The sequence below is a fragment of the Hymenobacter oligotrophus genome (assembly GCF_003574965.1).
Classification (GTDB): domain Bacteria; phylum Bacteroidota; class Bacteroidia; order Cytophagales; family Hymenobacteraceae; genus Solirubrum; species Solirubrum oligotrophum.
Map to the genome: position 1 here is coordinate 1,430,118 of NZ_CP032317.1, position 18,853 is coordinate 1,448,970.

General features: G+C 60.9%; 13 protein-coding genes. 12 read left to right on the forward strand and 1 reads right to left on the reverse strand.

Translation table 11 applies throughout. From position 1 onward, the window contains the following. Positions 1 to 116: 116 nt before the first annotated feature. The 12 genes from D3Y59_RS06055 (at position 117) to D3Y59_RS06110 (ending at position 18,364) form a co-directional block, all read left to right on the forward strand. Positions 117 to 1,301, forward strand: a complete 1,185-nt coding sequence (locus tag D3Y59_RS06055) for an acetyl-CoA C-acyltransferase (RefSeq protein WP_119444234.1) — start codon at positions 117 to 119, stop codon at positions 1,299 to 1,301. A gap of 265 nt (positions 1,302 to 1,566) precedes the next feature. Beyond that, positions 1,567 to 2,973 carry a toxin-antitoxin system YwqK family antitoxin gene (locus D3Y59_RS06060; RefSeq protein WP_119444235.1) on the forward strand — a complete coding sequence of 469 codons (1,407 nt, stop codon included), beginning with the start codon at positions 1,567 to 1,569 and terminating at the stop codon, positions 2,971 to 2,973. A gap of 840 nt (positions 2,974 to 3,813) precedes the next feature. Further along, positions 3,814 to 4,257 (forward strand): carboxypeptidase regulatory-like domain-containing protein, encoded by a 444-nt coding sequence (locus D3Y59_RS06065; RefSeq protein ID WP_119444236.1) that lies wholly within the window; start codon positions 3,814 to 3,816, stop codon positions 4,255 to 4,257. A gap of 264 nt (positions 4,258 to 4,521) precedes the next feature. After that, complete coding sequence (locus D3Y59_RS06070) at positions 4,522 to 6,996, forward strand: TonB-dependent receptor domain-containing protein (protein ID WP_119444237.1); 2,475 nt, start codon at positions 4,522 to 4,524, stop codon at positions 6,994 to 6,996. 441 nt (positions 6,997 to 7,437) lie between these two features. Continuing rightward, complete coding sequence (locus tag D3Y59_RS06075) at positions 7,438 to 7,863, forward strand: carboxypeptidase regulatory-like domain-containing protein (RefSeq protein ID WP_119444238.1); 426 nt, start codon at positions 7,438 to 7,440, stop codon at positions 7,861 to 7,863. A 166-nt stretch (positions 7,864 to 8,029) separates the two neighbouring features. Continuing rightward, complete coding sequence (locus D3Y59_RS06080) at positions 8,030 to 8,686, forward strand: TIGR02117 family protein (protein ID WP_162910594.1); 657 nt, start codon at positions 8,030 to 8,032, stop codon at positions 8,684 to 8,686. A gap of 124 nt (positions 8,687 to 8,810) precedes the next feature. After that, on the forward strand, positions 8,811 to 11,357 hold the full coding sequence (locus tag D3Y59_RS06085; RefSeq protein ID WP_119444240.1) for a TonB-dependent receptor domain-containing protein: 2,547 nt from the start codon (positions 8,811 to 8,813) through the stop codon (positions 11,355 to 11,357). A gap of 332 nt (positions 11,358 to 11,689) precedes the next feature. After that, a complete protein-coding gene (hisS, locus tag D3Y59_RS06090; protein WP_119444241.1) occupies positions 11,690 to 13,102 on the forward strand; it encodes a histidine--tRNA ligase in 1,413 nt (470 codons plus the stop codon). 235 nt (positions 13,103 to 13,337) lie between these two features. Beyond that, positions 13,338 to 14,834 carry a histidine ammonia-lyase gene (hutH, locus tag D3Y59_RS06095; RefSeq protein ID WP_119444242.1) on the forward strand — a complete coding sequence of 499 codons (1,497 nt, stop codon included), beginning with the start codon at positions 13,338 to 13,340 and terminating at the stop codon, positions 14,832 to 14,834. Positions 14,835 to 14,868: 34 nt separating this feature from the next. Then, positions 14,869 to 16,857, forward strand: coding sequence for a T9SS type B sorting domain-containing protein (locus D3Y59_RS06100; RefSeq protein WP_119444243.1), 1,989 nt, complete (start codon positions 14,869 to 14,871; stop codon positions 16,855 to 16,857). 123 nt (positions 16,858 to 16,980) lie between these two features. Then, on the forward strand, positions 16,981 to 17,316 hold the full coding sequence (locus D3Y59_RS06105) for a YbaB/EbfC family nucleoid-associated protein (RefSeq protein WP_059071100.1): 336 nt from the start codon (positions 16,981 to 16,983) through the stop codon (positions 17,314 to 17,316). Continuing rightward, complete coding sequence (locus D3Y59_RS06110) at positions 17,306 to 18,364, forward strand: glycosyltransferase family 2 protein (RefSeq protein WP_119444244.1); 1,059 nt, start codon at positions 17,306 to 17,308, stop codon at positions 18,362 to 18,364. The genes D3Y59_RS06105 and D3Y59_RS06110 overlap by 11 nt, the downstream gene beginning before the upstream one ends. A gap of 107 nt (positions 18,365 to 18,471) precedes the next feature. On the opposite strand, the gene D3Y59_RS06115 is transcribed toward D3Y59_RS06110, so the two are convergent. Further along, positions 18,472 to 18,690, reverse strand: coding sequence for a PspC domain-containing protein (locus tag D3Y59_RS06115; RefSeq protein ID WP_119444245.1), 219 nt, complete (start codon positions 18,688 to 18,690; stop codon positions 18,472 to 18,474). Positions 18,691 to 18,853 lie beyond the last annotated feature (163 nt).

Here is an 18,853-nt window from a genome sequence, read left to right on the forward strand (position 1 = left end):
AGGTGCCTGGCCGCCTAGTGCAGTAAGGCACCCGAAAATTCCTACTACTTTTGGCCTGTCGCTGCCATGCGGCAGCCCAGCCCGACTTTCTACTACAACCCCACCCTTTTACATTCATGCAGACGAAAGAAGTCTATATCATTTCGGCGGTGCGCACGCCCATCGGTTCGTTTGGCGGCAGCTTGGCCTCGCTTTCGGCTACCGAGCTGGGCGGCATTGCCCTGAAAGGCGCCCTCGAGAAAGCCGGCGTGGAGCCCAAAGAGGTGCAGCAGGTAATCATGGGCAACGTGATTTCGGCCAACCTGGGCCAGGCTCCGGCCCGCCAGGCTGCCCTGAAAGCCGGCCTAGGTTACGAGGTGGAGTGCACCACCGTAAACAAAGTGTGTGCTTCGGGTTCAAAGGCCATTATGATGGCCGCCCAAGCCATTATGCTGGGCCACGCCGATGTAGTGCTGGCCGGCGGTATGGAAAGCATGTCGAACGTACCGTACTACCTCGACAAAGCCCGCTTCGGTGCCAAGTACGGCCACAGCCAGATGATCGACGGCCTGATGAAGGACGGCCTGTGGGACCCCTACCACAACTACGCCATGGGCAACGCGGCCGAAAACACGGCCAAGAAGATGGGCATCACCCGCGAAGAGCAGGATGCCTTTGCCATTGAGAGCTACACCCGCAGCGCCAACGCGGCCAAAGCCGGCAAAAAGAAGGACGAAATCATTCCGGTTACGATTGAGCAGCGCGGCAAAACCGTGGTGGTTGAGGACGACGAGGAGTACACCAAAGTCGACTTTGCCAAAGTACCCGGCCTGAAGCCGGCTTTCATCAAAGAGGGTGGTACCGTAACCGCGGCCAATGCCTCTACCCTCAACGACGGCGCCGCCGCCGTGTTGCTGATGAGCAAGGAAAAGGCCGAAGCCCTAGGTGTTACGCCGATTGCGCGCGTACTGGGCTTTGCCGATGCCGAGCAGGCGCCGGAGTGGTTCACCACCTCGCCTTCGCTGGCTATTCCGAAGGCCCTGAAGTACGCCGGCGTAACGCCCGAGCAAGTCGACTTCTACGAAATCAACGAGGCTTTCTCGGTAGTATCACTTGCCAACAACAAGCTGCTTAAGCTAGAAGGCTCGAAAGTGAACGTGTACGGCGGTGCCGTGTCGCTGGGCCACCCGCTGGGGGCTTCGGGTGCGCGCATCGTAACCACGCTGCTGAACGTGATGCGTAACGAAGGCGGCAAGATTGGGGTAACCGGCATCTGCAACGGTGGCGGTGGCGCCAGCAGCCTCGTGTTCGAGAAATTGTAATTGCTGCTCGGCGAATTGCTGGCTCGCAGTTCGCTGGCTCATGCGCACTGAATTCCGGTGCCACGTCTTTCGGGTCGTGGCACCTTTTTTTTGCCTAGGGCAGCGCCAAGCCCTAGGTGCCTAAGTGGTATTTCTGCAAGCCCCGGGCAGGCAGCACCTTTACGAGCGCAACTGTGTTTAGCCAACTGCCCGAAAGCTTACGCGTAGCTTCGGCACAATTTTTCTAGGACAAGCGCAGTTAATTCGAAAGCGCATATTTGACGGCATGAACAAACTACTGCTGGCGGGCTCCCTCCTGCTGCTAGCGGCTCCGGCCTGGGCCCAACGCCCCCGCGTCTTCACCACATACTTCGATACCACCCACACCAAAAAGCGCGAAGTGTACCGCGCCTTGGTAGGGGCCGATACCGTGATGGAAGGCCCTTACAAACGCTTTTACCGCTCGGGCAAGTTGGAGGTGCAAACCAGCTACCGGGGCGGCAAGCCCGATAGCGCCTACGTGGAGTTTTTTGCAACGGGGCAGCGCCGACTTGAAGTAACCTTCAAAGAAGGCCAGCGGCAAGGACCTTTCCGCACGTTTTACCCCACGGGCAAAGTAGCGCAGGAAGGCTCTTACGTCGACGACCAGCCCACGGGCAATATCAAGATGTACCACCCCTCGGGCGAGCTGAAACTGGAAACCACGTTGGAGCGCGGTCAGCCCTCCGGTGTGGTGCGCCAGGTGTATGCCTCGGGCAAGCCCCAGGTTGAGATGACCTACAAGGACGGGCAGCCCAACGGCGTGGTGCGCACCTACTTCCCCAACGGGCAGCTGCAAAGCGAAGGCACCTACCGCAACGGCCTGTTGGCCGGCGGCTACAAAACCTGGTACAGCAACGGCCAGCTCGAAACGGAGGTGACCATGGACAACACCGGCCGCGGCACCATGCGCACCTACTACCCTACGGGCAAGCTGCGCACCGAGGGCAACTACGTGCCGGCCACCGTCGCTACCCGGCAGGTAACCAACCAGCTCGGCGACGACCTTACCAAACGCGCTCAACAGCTAGCCCCCGGCACGGCCAACCTCGAAGGCGCCGTGAAAACTTACTACGAGGACGGCAAGCTGAAAAGCACACAGAATTACAAAGCCGGTTTGCTGACGGGACTATCCCGCTACTTCTACCCGTCGGGCAAGCCGGAGCAGGAAGTGGTGTACTCCAATGCGGCCAAAGATCGTAAGGTGACGGTATTTTTCGAGGAAGGCGGCGTGAAGGAAGAGCAGGAGTACAAGAACACCCAGCGCAACGGCACGTGGCGCACCTTCTTCCCCAACAGTAAGCAGGTGCAGCGAAAGGAAACCTACCTCAACGGCCGTTTGGTGGGCGACCAAACCACCTACTTCCCTACCGGTCAGGTTCAGCGCAAACTCACCTTCGAGGGCGGCAAAGCCGTGGGCGCCGAGCAGGAATTCTACCAGTCGGGTAAGCTCCGGAGCGAAACTGCTTGGAAGGCTGGGCTGAAATCGGGCCCTTTCCGCCAATTGCGCGAAGATGGTACCCTGGAGGTACAAGGACAGTTCCGCAACAACCGCGAAACCGGCGTGTGGAGCTACTTCGGCCCCGATGGCAAAACCGTATCGGAAAAGAAGACTTTACGGAATGGGCAGGTAGTTGCCCCCGGTACCAAGTAAACCGCAGCCTGTAGGCTACAGCCACAACCGCCAACTCGTCCTGGGTTGGCGGTTTTCTTTTGCCCGAGGTAGCCTCAACCTAAGCATATGCCCTGCACATTTATATATGATGTAGCATATAATTAACGGGGCCAGCAGCGTTAATTAAAAAGTTAAGGGTTGGTTGTAACCATTGCCCTAGGTCGGAGTTTCCACCATCGCATTCAGGCCTCGAAAAAATTTTACCGCCAGATGCATCCTACGAAAATATTCGTAGTCTTTGGTTTGAATGGTGAGTGAAAAGGACGGCGGACCGCGGCCGTCGTTCTACCCGCTCCTGCTCGGCTTACTTGGCAGCTGCCCCGGCAGCTGGCAATGCTTACCGAACCTCGGCTGGCCTACTGCTAGGCTGCACTGCAAGCTTTGAAACTGCCGCACAACGAACAACCGCCGCCTACCTAGGTAAAAAATTATTCAAACACTAGGCAACGCCTCCCCCCGACTTTCCATCTACCCTTCTGAAAACGCCCTTGGAGCATAGCAGAAGGCGAATTGAAGATTAACAATAAAAAAATTTAGCTAGTACCTTGCGTTACAAAGTACCTATCATTACCTTTGAAGCGTTGAAAGAGTACGCCGCATGCGGGGCCCGGTAACCGACCGGACCGCCAGCCGCCCACCAACCGGGCTGCAACCCGCACACGGTATTTGGCGACTTTCAGCTACCAATACCTCCTTGAGGCTCAGCTGATAGTCTTGCGTCTGCCATCGTTGGTCGGACGGACAGCACCGAGTGGAACCGCGGCCACCGGCTGCCCGACGGCACCCCCCGTTCGTGTAACCTTTTTTCTTTCTCAGGTCATGTTACTTTCAATGTTCAACCGCGCCCTAATGGGTGCTGGCCTCCTCGCTGCATCCATTTCGCAACCCGCTGCCGCCAACTTCTCGGAGGTACCTAGCGCCCACACTGGCGTTCAAATCACGGGCTCCTTCAGCGGTACGCTCATCGACCAGTACACTGGCCGGCCTATTAACCAAGCCACCGTTGCCTTAATGCGCCACGACAACGAGCAACTGATTGCCGGTGCCGTAACCGCTGACAACGGCGAGTTCCGACTCGACCGCGCCACTTTCGGTCGTTACATGCTGCACGTCGAAATTGCTGGCTACGAGCCGCTTCACGAAGAAGTAGTCATTGCTGCCGGTCGCGATGTAGTAGACCTAGGCAGCTACGGCCTCATCCCGCTGAAGGCTGTTGCCACCAACTCCGCACAGCATAAAATGACGCTGGTAGCCCAGGACTAACCACCTGCTGCCTCGTATGCGCCTCCTTCCTTCTTTCCGCGCTTCAGTTATCCAACCGTGCCACGGCACGCTATTTAGCCCAACCGGGGAGCAAGCATTCGCAAAACCACCTTGCTCCCCGGCCTAACGGCCCTTCGCCTCCTTGCCTATCAGCGGATTCGATCCGCATTTTTTTCCGCCATGTACCTTGCTTAACAAGGTACATGTCAATGCAAAAGCACCCAAGCAGCCGTTGCGCTGCGCCTCACCTCACCATTTAAGCCCATGTTTGCACTATACTCATCCAAAGCCCTGTGGTGCGCTCTTCCGGTAGCGGTTTGCACGTCGATGGCTGCTCAGGCCCAACAAGCCCCTGGCTCGGTAGCCGGCACCTTGCTCGACAAAGCAAACAACCAGCCCCTGCCCTTTGCCAACGTGGTGCTGCTCCGCGCCCAAGATTCGACGCTGGTAACGGGTACCGCCACAACGGAAACCGGCCGCTTTAAGCTCGAGAAAGTTGCCCCGGGCACCTACGCCCTCCGCGCTACTGTGCTGGGTTATCAGCCGCTGCGCCGTACGGTAACGGTTGGCGCTGCAGGCGGCGATGTTGACCTGGGCTCGGTGGCGCTGCAACCAACCACGCAGCAACTAAAGGGCGTGACGGTAACGGGTGAGCGGACAGCGGTGGAGGACAACTTGGACAAGAAAGTCATCAACGTAGAAAAGGACCTGACGACCGTAGGCGGCACGGCCGTAAACGTGTTGCAAAACGTGCCTTCGGTGGCTGTTTCGCCCGATGGCACCGTGAGCATGCGCGGCAGCTCCAACATTACCATCCTGATCGACGGCAAACCCACCGGCGCGGCCAACGGCGGTGTGGGCAACCGGCTGGAGCAAATTCCGGCCAGCAGCATCGAGAAAGTGGAGGTGGTAACCAACCCCTCGGCCCGGTACGATGCGGCTGGCGCGGGTGGCGTCATCAACATCATCCTGAAGAAGCAAAAGAAAGACGGCTGGAACGGCCAGGCCACGGCCACCATTGGCACCCGCGACAAATACAACGGCAGCCTCAGCCTGAACCGCCGCACCGGCAAGCTGAACGTGTTTGGCTCGGCGGATGTGCGCGACATGGACTTCCGCTCGACGATGTGGATGGACCAGTACACCACCGTGGAGGGCAACTCGCTGCGCACCGCGCAGCAGGGCGGCAACCTGCGCCAAAATAAAACCTACAACGGCCGCCTGGGCTTCGATCTGAACCTGCCGGCCAACCAGAGCCTAACGGTAGCATTCGAGCCGAACCTGAACCGCAGCCGGAACACCGGCTGGCAAGTAGCCAACCTTACCGATGCCGCTGGCACGCGCCGCATTGCCAGCACCCTAGGTGTGCGCGAAAATGTTGACAACCACGAGGCATCGGCCGATTACCGCCGCACCTGGGAGCAGCACAAGGGCCGCGAGCTAACTGCCAACCTGGGATATACTTACCTGAACGCCAACGTGGTAGTAGGCCAACGCAACACCGAAGGTACCGCTACCGACGATTTGCGCGAGTGGAAACAAGACATAGGCGTGAACCTGCACGGCGTGGCAGGGCAAGTGGATTACACGCACCCCCTAGGTGAGAAAACGCGCTTTGATACGGGCCTTAAGGGCCAATGGCAAACCAACGAAGGCACCTACGATTTCATGCGCCAGGATGCCGAGGGCGAAGAAGCAAAGCGCGTAGCCGACCGCTCGTACGCCTACACCTTCAATGAGTACACCCAAGCCGCATACGCCACTTACCAAACCGAGGTGGGCAAATGGAAGGTGCAAGGCGGCCTGCGCGCCGAGTACACCAACACCAGCGGCTCTGTAAAGAACGGCCAAGGCCCCTTTAAGCTGGAGTACCTCAATTTGTTTCCGTCGGCTACGGTGGTGCGTGCCCTGCCCACGGCCGACCAGCGCGTGCAGCTGAGCTACTCGCGCCGCCTCAACCGCCCCAACTTCATGCAGTTGCTCGCCTTTCCGCTCTACCAGGATCAGCGCAGCTACCGCATCGGCGACCCCAGCCTGCGCCCCGAGTACATTAACGCGCTGGAGCTGGGCCACCAGATGACGCTGGGCCAGGCCAGCCTCAGCTCGACGCTGTTCTACCGCCAAACCAACAACGCCATTCAGCGCCTCACCAAAATCGATACGCTGGCCACTCGCCTCTACGGCAACGGCGCGGTAATCACGGGCCAGTACGCCGACAACTTTGGGCGGGCTTACAGCTACGGCGCCGAGGTATCCTGGAACCAGCCGCTGACTAAATGGTGGCGCGTAACGGCCAACGGCTCGTTGTTCCAGACGAATGTAACGGCCGCCACCGGCAACGAATCGAGCCGCCGCACCGTGTCGGGCACGGCCCGCCTGATGAACTCCTTCAGCCCCACACCCAAGCTCGATGTGCAGCTAACCGGCAACTACCGCGCGGCCGTGCTCACGTCGCAAGGCCGGGTGGCACCGGTAGGCTCAGTGGATATTGCCTTCCGTCATCGCCTCTTCAACGACAAAGCTGCGCTAACCCTGCGCGTATCGGATATCTTCAACACCCAGCGCAACCGCGTAGAGGCCTTCGCCCAAACGCCCACTACCGATTACCGCGCCACCATGTACAACAAGTGGGAGTCGCGCGTCGGCTACCTAGGTTTCTCTTGGTACATGGGCAAAAATAAGCCGCCGAAAAAGATTGAGAACCAGCCGCAAGGTGGCGGTGGCGGCTTCGGCGGCTAACCAGCCCCACGCCGGCCCTCTATCCTTCTGAACAACGCGCCGCGGGGCTGCTACTGAGAGGCAGTAGCCCCGCTGTTTGCCGGCTGAGTGCCCTTGCCTCTCACCCAATGATGTGGGCCCGTAGCCGAGCTCCTTTACGGCAGCATTATGGCAAAAATTTCCGAGGGGCAAAAACCTTGATTGCACACTTAAAACGCACATTTTCAGCTGCATCACATCATCGTGCGATTGATGCGCGCCTACCGGCCAAGCTACCTTTGTAACGTTAGTTCAGAGCAACCTAGGCACCGGTTAAGCAACTGAAAACCCAAGCACCCGCTGCCCTAGGTCGCCTAGCCAACGGCTCGCCCTGAGCAACATTTGGGCACCGGCACCCAGCAGTACCGCGGCTGCTCTCGCCTACCGCCCTCCTCAACACTGCAACTTCGACCAACTACTACTATGAAAACGACTGCTGCCTTCCGCTCCCTTTTTTCGGCCCTCGCCCTGATGCTGGCCCTTTACGCCACCGCCGCCGTTACCTCCCGAACAGGCCAGGTAACCGGCACCGTGCTCGACGCGGGCACCAAAGAAAGCATACCGCAAGCCCACGTGGTGCTGCTCCGGGCCCGCGACAACGCCTACGTAGCCACCGCCACCACCGCCCCCGATGGCAGCTTCCGCTTCAAAAACTTGCCCTTCGGCCAGTACAAGCTCCGCACCACCATCCTGGGTTACCAAGAGCCACAATCGACGCTGAAGGTAAACGCCTTGCAACCGCGCCTCAACCTAGGCAAGGTGCAGCTCGAGCCCGTGAACCTGCCCGCCGAGCAAGCCCCGCTGGCATTGGCCAATACCGCGGGCGCTTCGGCCCTCATTATGCACTAAGCTTTCTTTCTGAGCTATGGCCGAGCGGGGCCGCAGGTACCTTACCTGCGGCCCCGCTTGCGTTTGGGTTACCCGCTGCGGGCCCGCGGCATAAACATGTGCCCTAGGTACTGCGGCACCTAACCTTGTCCGTATGCGTTTCTGGCCCCGTATCCTTCGCCTGCTCATGTCCGCTTTCGTTGCCTTTGTGGTGCTGCTGATGTCCGGAACGCTGATTCCGCGCAACGCGGCGTTTCGGCAAACGCCCGATGGCGTGCCGATGTATGTGGTGTCGAACGGCTTCCACACCGATTTGGTATTGCCTATCCAAGAGCCCCGCACCCATACCAACTGGCTGCAGCGCACCGGCAACGCAGCTCTACAAGCGCGCTTCGCCGGCTACGAGTACATAGCGTTTGGCTGGGGCAACGAGGCGTTTTACCTCGAGTCGTACGGCGGGCGCATGCCCAAGCTGGGCACCGTGCTGCGAGCCGTGCTGCCGGCCCGTACGCTGATGCACGTAGGCTTTTACCGCGGGGCACCTAGGCCGCGCGAGCGGGTGGTACCGCTGCGTATTTCGGTTGATGAGTACCGGCAACTCACCAACTACATCGAGCAATCCTTCCGGCCCGACTCGCTCGGCAATTGGGCACTGCGCAACGAAGCCGGTTACTCGCCCGACGATTTCTTTTTCCGGGCTCGGGGCCGATACCACTCCCTACGCACCTGCAACGACTGGACCAACCAAGGCCTGCACCGCGCCGGCATTCGGGCGGCCCTTAAGGCTCCGCTGGCCGCCTCGGTGCTGTACCAAGTGCGCCAAGCCGCCGAAAAAAGTAAGTAGGCGGTGCAACACCTCGGGCGCGGCCGGGTCTTTGCTCGGTTTTCGGCCGCAGCGCCAGAGCAGAAATTTAAAACCTGCAGCGCTGTGGTGAGTTGTTGAGCCGTGCGTTGTCAATTCACTTTCAATGAGTTCAGTTTTTACTTCTTCCTCGCAGCAGCTGCCTAGGCTGTTGCTCGTCATTTTATTGCTGTTGCCGCTGAGCGTGTGGGCCCAAACCACCGGCTCGGTAACGGGCACTTTGCTCGATGGCTCCAACGGCCAGCCGGTGCCTTTTGCCAACGTGGTGCTGCTCCGCGCCCAGGACTCCACGCTGGTAACCGGCGCCCAAACCGCCGACAACGGCGCGTTCAAAATCGAAGGCGTGCCGTTTGGCAACTACTCGCTGCGCGTAACGCAGTTGGGCTACCGCCCGGCGCGGCGGCCCATTACGCTGTCGGCCGAGCAGGCTTCGTTGGCCCTAGGTCAGTTGCGCCTGCGCTCCACCACGCAGCAGCTGAAGGGCGTAACCGTAACGGGCGAACGGGCCATTGTGCAGGACAACCTCGACAAGAAGGTCATCAACGTATCGAAGGACCTGAGCACTGTGGGCGGAACCGCCGTGGATGTGCTGCAGAACGTGCCCTCGGTAAACGTGGACCAGAACGGCTCGGTGTCGCTGCGCGGCTCGCAAAACGTAACCATCTACATCGACGGCAAACCCACCGGCGCCGCTGGTGGCGGCCGTGCTGTCAACCTCGATCAGATTCCGGCTTCGCAAATTGAGAGCGTAGAAATCGTGACGAACCCCTCGGCTCGCTACGATGCCGAAGGCTCGGGCGGTATCCTGAACATTGTGCTGAAAAAGGAGCAGCGCAACGGCCTGAACGGCTCCGTAACGCTGAACGCCGGCACCCGCGATAAGTACAACGGCTCGGTGGCCCTGAACCTGCGCCAGGGCAAGTTCAACTTCTTCGGCAACTACGACGCCCGCTACGACAACCGCTTTACGCGCCGCAACCTCGACCAGGTAAGCACCCTGCGTGGCCGCGTAGAACGCGATTCAGCCATCGTGCTGACGCAGCGCGGCCGCGGCGACCGTACCGGCATGTCGCACAGTGGCCGTTTCGGTTTCGATTACACCCTCTCGCCGCAGCAAACCATTACGCTTTCGGTACAGCCGCGCCTGAACACCTCCGACGCCATTGAGACGCTGAACGCCAACCGCCGTTACGCTCCCACCGGCGCCGACCGCGGTTCGTTTATCCGCCGCAACGACTCCGAGGGCCGCAACCGCTCCACAGACTTCACGCTGGATTACCGCCGCACTTGGGCCGGCCAAAAACGCCGCGAGCTGATGGCCATGGCGGTGTTTACGCCCATCCGCAGCGAAAACATTACCGATTCGCGCCTCGACTCGGTGCAGGCCCGCCGCTTGCCCGCGCAGCCGCAACTGCAGCAGCAACGCAGCGACAACCGTCTCGACCAGGGCTCGGCCCAAATCGACTACGTGCATCCCTTGGGCGAAAAAGGCCGCCTCGACCTAGGGCTCAAAAGCGTGATGCGCCGCACCGATGCCGACTTCCAGTTTCTGCTCGGCCTATCGGATGCACTCCCGCTTACCTTCGACGCCAGCCGCTCCAACCGCTTTAAGTACGAGGAGTACATTCAGGCTGCTTACCTCACGTACCAGAACGTGCGCGGCAAGCTGAACTACCAAGTGGGCCTGCGCACCGAGCAAACCAACGCCCGCGGCCGCCAGCTCAACACGGCGCCCGCGCCCGGCGGCCAGCCCTTCCCGGCCGAGTTCCGCCGCAGCTACTTAGGGCTGTTCCCGTCGGTAACGCTGGCCTACGACGTTTCGCCTTCGCAGCGCGTGCAAGCCAGCTACTCGCGCCGCCTCAACCGCCCCGACGTCAACAGCCTCAATCCCTTCATCGATTACTCCGACCCGCTGAACTACCAGCAAGGCAACCCCTACTTGCTGCCCGAGTACATCAACGCCTCGGAGCTGGGCTACCAGTGGTTTAAGGGCCGCACCAGCGTTACGGGCACGGCCTTCTACCGCTACTCCACGGGCGTGGTGCAGCGCCTGCGCGAGCTCGACGCCGAAACGGGCATCACCACCACGCGTCCGCAAAACATCTCAAACAGCCGCTCCTACGGCGTAGAGGCTTCGCTGGCGCAGCCCTTGGCCAAGTGGTGGCGCGTGTCGCTCAACGGCTCGGCTTTCCGCAACGTAATTGCGGCCAGCACCGGCACCGAGCTCGACAACAAGAACTTCGCCTACACCGGCCGCCTGAACTCGGTGTTTACGCCCATCAAGTCGCTCGATTTGCAGGTGTCGGCGTTCTACCGCTCGCGCACCGTTACCACGCAGGGCTCGTTCGGCCAGATTTTCTCCACCGAGCTCGGCGCCAAGTACAGCGTGCTGAAAGACCGCGGCGCCATCACCCTGCGCGTTTCCGACGTGTTCGACACGCAGCAGTTCAACATCCAGTTCCGCGGCCCCAACTTCCGCAGCGACAACGAGTTTAAACGCGAAACCCGCGTGGGCTTCATCGGCTTTACGTATCGTTTCGGCCAGGCGCCCGGCGAGGGCGGCCCGCAGCGCGGCCGTGGCCGGGGCCGCGGCGAGCAGCAGCAACAGCCTCAGCAGGATGACAACCTAGGGGGCGGCGACTTTGGCGGGTAGGGGCCTCACCCCCCGGCCCCCACTCCCGCGGAGAGGGGGAGCTTGGTGTCAGCAACGATTCCGTTCAACGATTGCGGGGCCGCCGAACTTAGGTTCGGTGGCCCCGCTTATTTACCTGCCTGCTTAGGTTGCCAATGGCCCCGGGCACCTTGGGGGCGGCGGCCAAGGCGCGAGCCGCAGCCGCCGCAATCGTTGCACGGAATCGTTGCTGACGGCTGGCTCCCCCTCTCTACGGGGAAATGCGCGTCGAGCATTTCTTCGGGGGCCGGGGGGTGAGGCAAATCCAACCCAGGCAGTACCTTCGCGGCCACATTTCCGCATTCACCTCCCGAATGAGCGCTCAGAAACCCAGCATTCCCCGCGGCACCCGCGACTTTGGTCCTCAGCAGGTAGCCCGGCGCAACTATATCTTCGGCGTAATCCGCCGCGTGTTTGAAAAGTTTGGCTACGCGCCCCTCGAAACGCCTACCATGGAAAACCTGTCGGTGCTGACGGGCAAGTACGGCGAAGAAGGCGACCAGCTGTTGTTCAAAATTCTGAACTCGGGCGACTTCGCCAAGGATGTTACGGCCGAAGATTTGGCCGCCGGCGCCAAAAAGGTGCTGCCCAAAGTAGCCGAGAAGGGCCTGCGCTACGACCTCACGGTGCCCTTTGCGCGCTACGTGGTAATGAACCGCAACCAACTTACGCTGCCCTTCAAGCGCTACCAAATTCAGCCGGTATGGCGCGCCGACCGCCCGCAGCGTGGCCGCTACCGCGAGTTTGTGCAGTGCGATGCCGACGTGGTGGGCACCACCTCGCTGCTGTGCGAGGCCGAGATTGTGCTCATGATTGACGAGGTACTGTCGGCCCTAGGTCTGACGGACTTTACCATCAAGATCAACCACCGCGGCGTGCTTTCCGGCATTTACCAAGCCCTAGGTGGCGTGGGCACCGAGTCGGATTTGTTTGTGGCCATTGACAAGCTCGATAAGATTGGCGTGGAAGGCGTCAGCAACGAGCTGCGCCAGCGCGGCTTCCCCGACGAGGCCATCGAGAAGGTGTTCAACTACCTCGAAGTCGACGGTTCGTTCGAAGAGAAGCTAACCCAATTGCGCACCGCTTTCGGCACCGATGGCGTATTGGCCGATGCCGCTGCCGGCCCCGCCAAAGGCCTCACCGACCTAGAGCAGGTGCAGGGCTATCTGCAGGATTTCGGCTTCGAAAACTTCCAGCGCCTCGATTTCGACGTGACGCTGGCCCGCGGCTTGAGCTACTACACCGGTTGCATCTTCGAGGTGAAGGTGAACAACGTGCAGATGGGCAGCATTTCGGGCGGCGGCCGCTACGACAACCTCACCGGGGCATTCGGCCTACCGGGCCTCTCCGGCGTGGGCTTCTCCTTCGGCGTCGACCGCATTTACGATGTGCTTGAGGAGTTGCAGCTGTTCCCTGAAGGTGCCGTTTCGGCGCCGCTGTGCCTCATTGCCAACTTCGACCAAGAGGGCCGCGCCACCGTGCTGCCGCTGCTGCGCCAGCTGCGCAACGCTGGCCTGGCCGCCGAGCTCTACCCCGAGGTTTCGAAGCTGAAAAAGCAGTTTGAGTATGCCGATAAGCGCGGCATTCGGTACATGCTACTCGCCGGCCCCGATGAGCGCGCCGCTGGCTTGGTAAAGCTCCGCGACATGCGCGCCGGCAGCGAAGTTGCGCTGCCAGCGGGTGAGGTAATCAGCCAGCTATTGGAATACGGCGCCGAGCAACGCTAGCCTCGCTGACGGCTCGTTTTGCCAACCCCTTTTGCCACCAGCCCGCCGAGCCCTCTGCGGGCTGGTGTGCTTTTGGCACCTAGAGTTTAGTCGTTGTTTCCTCTGTCATCCTGAGCAGAGCGACTAGCTACGGCCCTACTCTAAACTTCCTGCCTAGGTCAAGCCGAAAATTTTCGGGCAAACGAGTAGCTTCCGGCTTTGCTAGCCCACCCACTAGCTCCACCCTTCCCCACCCATGCCCGATACGTTTCACCTCAACCCCGCTACTTACCTCGACCTAGACACCCTCGAACAGGTAATTCAGCAAAAACACAGCATTGCGCTCGGCGACGACGCCCGCCAGCGTATCGAGCATTGCCACCACTACCTGCACCAGCGCTTGGCGCAATCCGATGCGCCGGTGTACGGCATCAACACGGGTTTTGGGGCGCTCTGCAACACCAGCATTCCGCCCGCCGACCGCACCCAGTTGCAGCAAAACCTGATGATGTCGCACGCGTGCGGCACCGGGGCCGAAGTGCCCGCCGAGCTGGTGCGATTGATGCTGCTGCTGAAAGCCCAAAGCCTCAGCTACGGGCACAGCGGCGTGCAAGTGGCCACCGTGCAGCGCCTGCTCGATTTCTACAACCGTGGCATTGTGCCGGTGGTGTATCAGCAAGGCTCCCTAGGTGCTAGCGGCGACTTGGCCCCGCTGGCCCATCTGTGTCTGCCCCTGATTGGCCTCGGCGAAGTGCTGTTTGAGGGGTACCGCCTCGCTGCGGCCGATGCCATGCACTTGTTCAGCTGGCAGCCCATTGCGTTGCAAGCCAAAGAGGGCTTGGCCCTGCTGAACGGCACGCAGTTTATGCTGGCCTACGCCGTGCACACCACCTTGCGCGCCCGCCGCTTGCTGCAGGCCGCCGATGTAATCGGGGCTATTTCGCTCGAAGCGTTTGATGGCCGTCCCGACCCGTTTGATGAGCGCCTGCACCGCATTCGGCCACACGCAGGGCAAGTGGCCGTGGCGCGGCACATTCGGGAGCTGCTGCACGGTAGCGAGCTACAAGTGCGTCCCAAAACCGCTGTGCAAGACCCCTATTCCTTCCGCTGCATGCCGCAGGTGCACGGCGCCTCGCGCGATGCAGTGCAGCACGTAAGCCAAGTGGTTGAAACCGAGTGCAACGCCGTTACCGATAACCCCAACATCTTCCCCGAGAGCGACGCCATCTTGTCGGGCGGCAACTTCCATGGCCAGCCGCTGGCCTTAGCCCTCGATTACTTGGCCATAGCCGTGGCCGAACTTGGCTCGATTTCGGAGCGGCGCACCTATCAGCTCATCAGCGGGCAGCGCGATTTGCCGCCCTTCCTGGTGGCCGAGCCCGGTTTAAACTCCGGCCTGATGATTCCGCAGTACACGGCTGCCAGCATCGTCAGCCAAAGCAAGCAGTTGTGCACGCCCGCTTCGGTAGATAGCATTGTGAGCAGCAACGGCCAGGAAGACCACGTGAGCATGGGCTCCAACGCCGCCACCAAAGCCCTGCGCGTGCTCGAGAACACCGAGCAGGTGCTTGGCATTGAACTACTAAATGCCGTGCAAGCCCTGCAGTTCCGCCGGCCGGCGCGCAGCTCGGCTGCCCTCGAGCAAGTGGTAGAAGCGTTTCAGGCGCAAGTGAGCTTTGTGGCTACCGACCGCGTATTGTATCCGTCGCTGCACAAAGCGGCCGAGTTTGTACGTACCTACCAATGGGCCTAAGCCACGGCGCGCACCTTGGCGTTATTTTGCGCAAATGAAATATGAAAACGGGCGTTTGGGCGTTGGGGCGAGCATGATGCTGCGTTGCACGCTGTTGGGCTTGTTATTGGTGCTGAACTTAGGCTCGGCACTGGCGCAGGTGTGCTCCAACGATGCCTTTGGCCCCACGGCTTGCTTTCGGGTATACGACGATGCCACCGGCCAACTGCTCGATGGGCCCGGTCAGCCCGTTACGGTGCTCTGCGCGGGCTCGCGCATCCGGCTGCGCGACTGCAGCGGCCAGAACTACCCGCGGCAAAACATCCGGTACATCTTCGATTGCTTTTCGACTACCAATACCAACCTCGATACCCTAACGCACCGCACCGTGCCCAACACGCTGGGCACGCTCATCATTCAGCAGAACACCCCCAACCCGGGCGGGCCCGGCTACCCTACGGGCACGGGCCAGCTGTTTTCGCGGCGGTTTGAGGTGCGTGCCCGCCCGCAGCCCGATTTTACGTTCGCGTACTGCGGCACAGCTCGTACGCAGGTGCAAATCACTGTACTGCAGCCGCAAGCCAACGTGCAGTACGAGGTGCAGGTAGGCAGCGGCCCGCGCCAGCCCGTTACGCAGCCCACCGCGGTGTACGCAGCTACGCCCGGCGCCACTACCATTACGGTATTTGGCAACTACCGCGACGCCCGCATTTGCGAAGGTGCCACTACCAAGCCCTACCCCGTGCAGGCGGCGCCCCAAAGCCCTGTGTTGCAACGGCTGGCTGTGCAGGGCAACACGTTGGAGTTTGGGTTTGCCGCCCTGCAACCCGAGTACCGCTACGTGCTCGAGCAAGACGGCAACAGCGTGGCCGCTTTGCCGGCAGGCAGCACAACTTATTCGCTTGCCAACGGTGCCCTAGGTAGTTGCTACCGCTTGCGCCTCAGCGATGCATGCGGCAGCTTATCGTTGCCCTCGGCGCAGCTTTGCCCAGTCAGCCTTACCGCCACTTCAGCAAATGGGCAAAACCAGCTAAACTGGGTGCAGCCGCCCGGCAGCAACGTAACCGATTACCAAATCAGCCGCAACGGGCAAGTGCTGACTACCGTGCCTGCCACCACCACGGCTTACACCGATGCAGCCGTAACCTGCGGCCAAAGCTACCGCTACCAGATTACGGCGCGCACGGCCAACGGAACCTCACTCTCGGACACACGCACGGTGCAAACCAGCGTGGGCCAACCGCCCGCCCCGCCGCAGCTTTCAGTGTCCGTAGCGCTTGACAATACCGTTGAGGTAACTACCCTCGGCCCGGCCCTAGGTGCCGGTAACCGCCTGCAGCTGCGCCGCTTTGTGGGCGGCTCCGCACCGCAATTGCTGCCACCCGCCGGGCAACTGCCTGTTACCGACCAGCCGGGCACCGTAACGCGGCGTCGGATTCCGTGCTACACCGGCGTGCTACTTGATGCGTGCGGCACGGCTTCGGCCGAGGGCCCGGCGGCATGCCCGCCCGCCCTAGGTGCCCAGGCCGCCGATGCCGACGGCAGCCGGGTGCAGCTGCGCTGGACGGAACCCGCCGGCCAGGGAAGCGGCTGGACGTACCGCCTCCTCACCCTCGATGCCAACAACCGCGAGTTGCGCAATCAGCCCGTAAGCGACACTACGTACCTCGATGCTCAGCCGCCTGCCGAGCGCCAGGTGCTGCGCTACCGCCTAGCCGCCACCAGCAACGGGCGCACCGTGTACAGCAACATTGCCACCGTTAGCCGCCCGGTGGTAGTGGTGGTGCCCAACGCCTTCAGCCCCAACGCCGATGGCCTGAACGATGTGCTGGAGGTAAAAGGCCGCTTCCTGAGCACTTTCAACTTCACCATCTTCGACCGCAACGGCGTGGTGGTGTTCCGCGGCACCGACCGCACCCAAACGTGGGACGGTCGCGTGCGGGGCGTGGTGGCCGCGCCGCAGGTTTTTTCATTTCAGTTCGAAGCCATCGACGAAACCGGCCAGCGCGTGGTACAGCGCGGCACCATTACGCTGCTGCGTTAGGTACCCTTACCTGCTACTACTTGCGCCTTGCGCCGTACTTTTGGCGCCGCTGCGTGCTTGGGTCAACTCCAGAGCCACGTAGCCAATTCTTTTTTAACTAACAATCAACAACATACCTCGCTTATGTTTGATATGATGGGCATGATGGGTCGTTTCAAGGACCTGCAGGAGAAAGTGAAACAAGCCCAGGAAGAGCTGAAAAACATCACGGCAACGGCTGAGGCCGGCGGCGGAATGGTACGCGCTACGGCCAACGGCAAGCGCCAGCTGCTGAAGCTCGAAATTGACGAAACGCTGCTCTCGCCGCAGGATAAGGACATGGTGGCCGACCTGGTGGTGGCTGCCGTGAACAAGGTGATGGACGAGGTGAACGAGAAGTCGAAAGAGCACATGAAGCAGCGCACCAGCGGCCTGCTGCCCAACATTCCTGGTCTCGACTTAAGCGGCTTTGGCTTATAACACCCCAGCTGATGGCGGCTACAACGCCTCCGATGTAGCCGTAGTCATCCTGAATTGGAACGGGCAGCGCTGGCTGGAGCAGTTTCTCCCGTCGGTGCTGGCCCACTCCGACAATGCCCGCGTGGTAGTAGCCGACAACGCCTCCTCCGACAACTCGGTGGCTTGGCTGGCCGCGCACCACCCGCAGGTGCAAGTACTGCAGCACGCCGAAAACCTAGGCTTCTGCCAGGGCTACAACCATGCCCTAGGTCAGCTGCTAAACTATAAGTACTACGTGCTGCTCAACTCCGATGTGGAGGTAACAGCCGGTTGGCTGCGCCCCCTGCGCGAGCTGCTCGAAAGCAACCCCAAAGTCGCCGCCGTGCAGCCCAAAATAAGGGCTTACCACGCCCGAGCCGAGTTTGAGTACGCCGGTGCGGCCGGTGGCTACCTCGATCGGCTTGGCTACCCCTTCTGCCGCGGCCGTTTGTTCGATACCCTCGAAACTGACCTAGGCCAGTACGATGACACGCGCCAAGTAGCCTGGGCCACCGGCGCCTGCATGATGGTCAGCGCGGCAGCTTGGCATGCACAGCAAGGCCTGGAGCCTGAGTTTTTTGCGCACATGGAGGAAATCGACCTCTGCTGGCGCCTCTGGAACGCGGGCCACGAGGTATGGTACCACGGCGCTAGCACGGTGTACCACGTGGGCGGCGGCACCTTGCACAAGTCTAATCCCCGCAAAACCTACCTCAACTTCCGCAACGGCCTGGCGCTGCTGTACAAGAACTTAGCCCCCGGCGAGTTGTGGCCTACGCTGGTTACACGCATTGTACTCGACTACGTTGCCGCCGCCCAACTGCTGGCTAAAGGCAACGCTGCCGATGCCGCGGCAATCGTACGGGCGCATCGGCACTTCTTCGGTAAGCTGGGGTACTGGCGCACCCGGCGCCAACTGGCTAAGCCGCAGCTGCCCGCAGCCCAACGGCCCGGCACCTACCTAGGCAGTTTGGTGTGGGCGTATTTCGGCCAAGGCAAGCGGCGCTTTTCGCAGCTCGGGCTCGGGTAACCAAGCTTTGGGCATGGTGCCAGCTGATGAAAAAACGGCCGGCAAGTTTGCTTGCCGGCCGGTGTTGCTGATGCGTCCAGGCGTCATGGCCCTAGGTGCCGCTGCCCTTACAAATCCCACACGGTGCTGCGCTGGCGGCGCATGGCCCGGCGCACGTTCATCCAGAAAGCCAGGGCGAAGTACAGCACAATGGGCGAGCCGAACGTGAAGAACGAAGCATACACGAAGGATAGCCGCACACTGCTGGTTGAGAAACCCAATTTGTCGCCCAGGGCATTGCACACCCCGAAGCTCTGCTGCTCAATAAAGTCAGTAATTCGTTTCATAGCTGGGTGATGATCAAGGCAGTTCAGTCGATAATATAACTTGCGGCAAGCCGAACGTCAAGCAGAGCAGCGTAAAATTTGCTGGTGCTATGTCCGAAAAGCGGCTAATTGCGTTAAGGGTGCTGATTTTGCCGTTTGAATTTAGTTGCATGAGAGTTTCGCG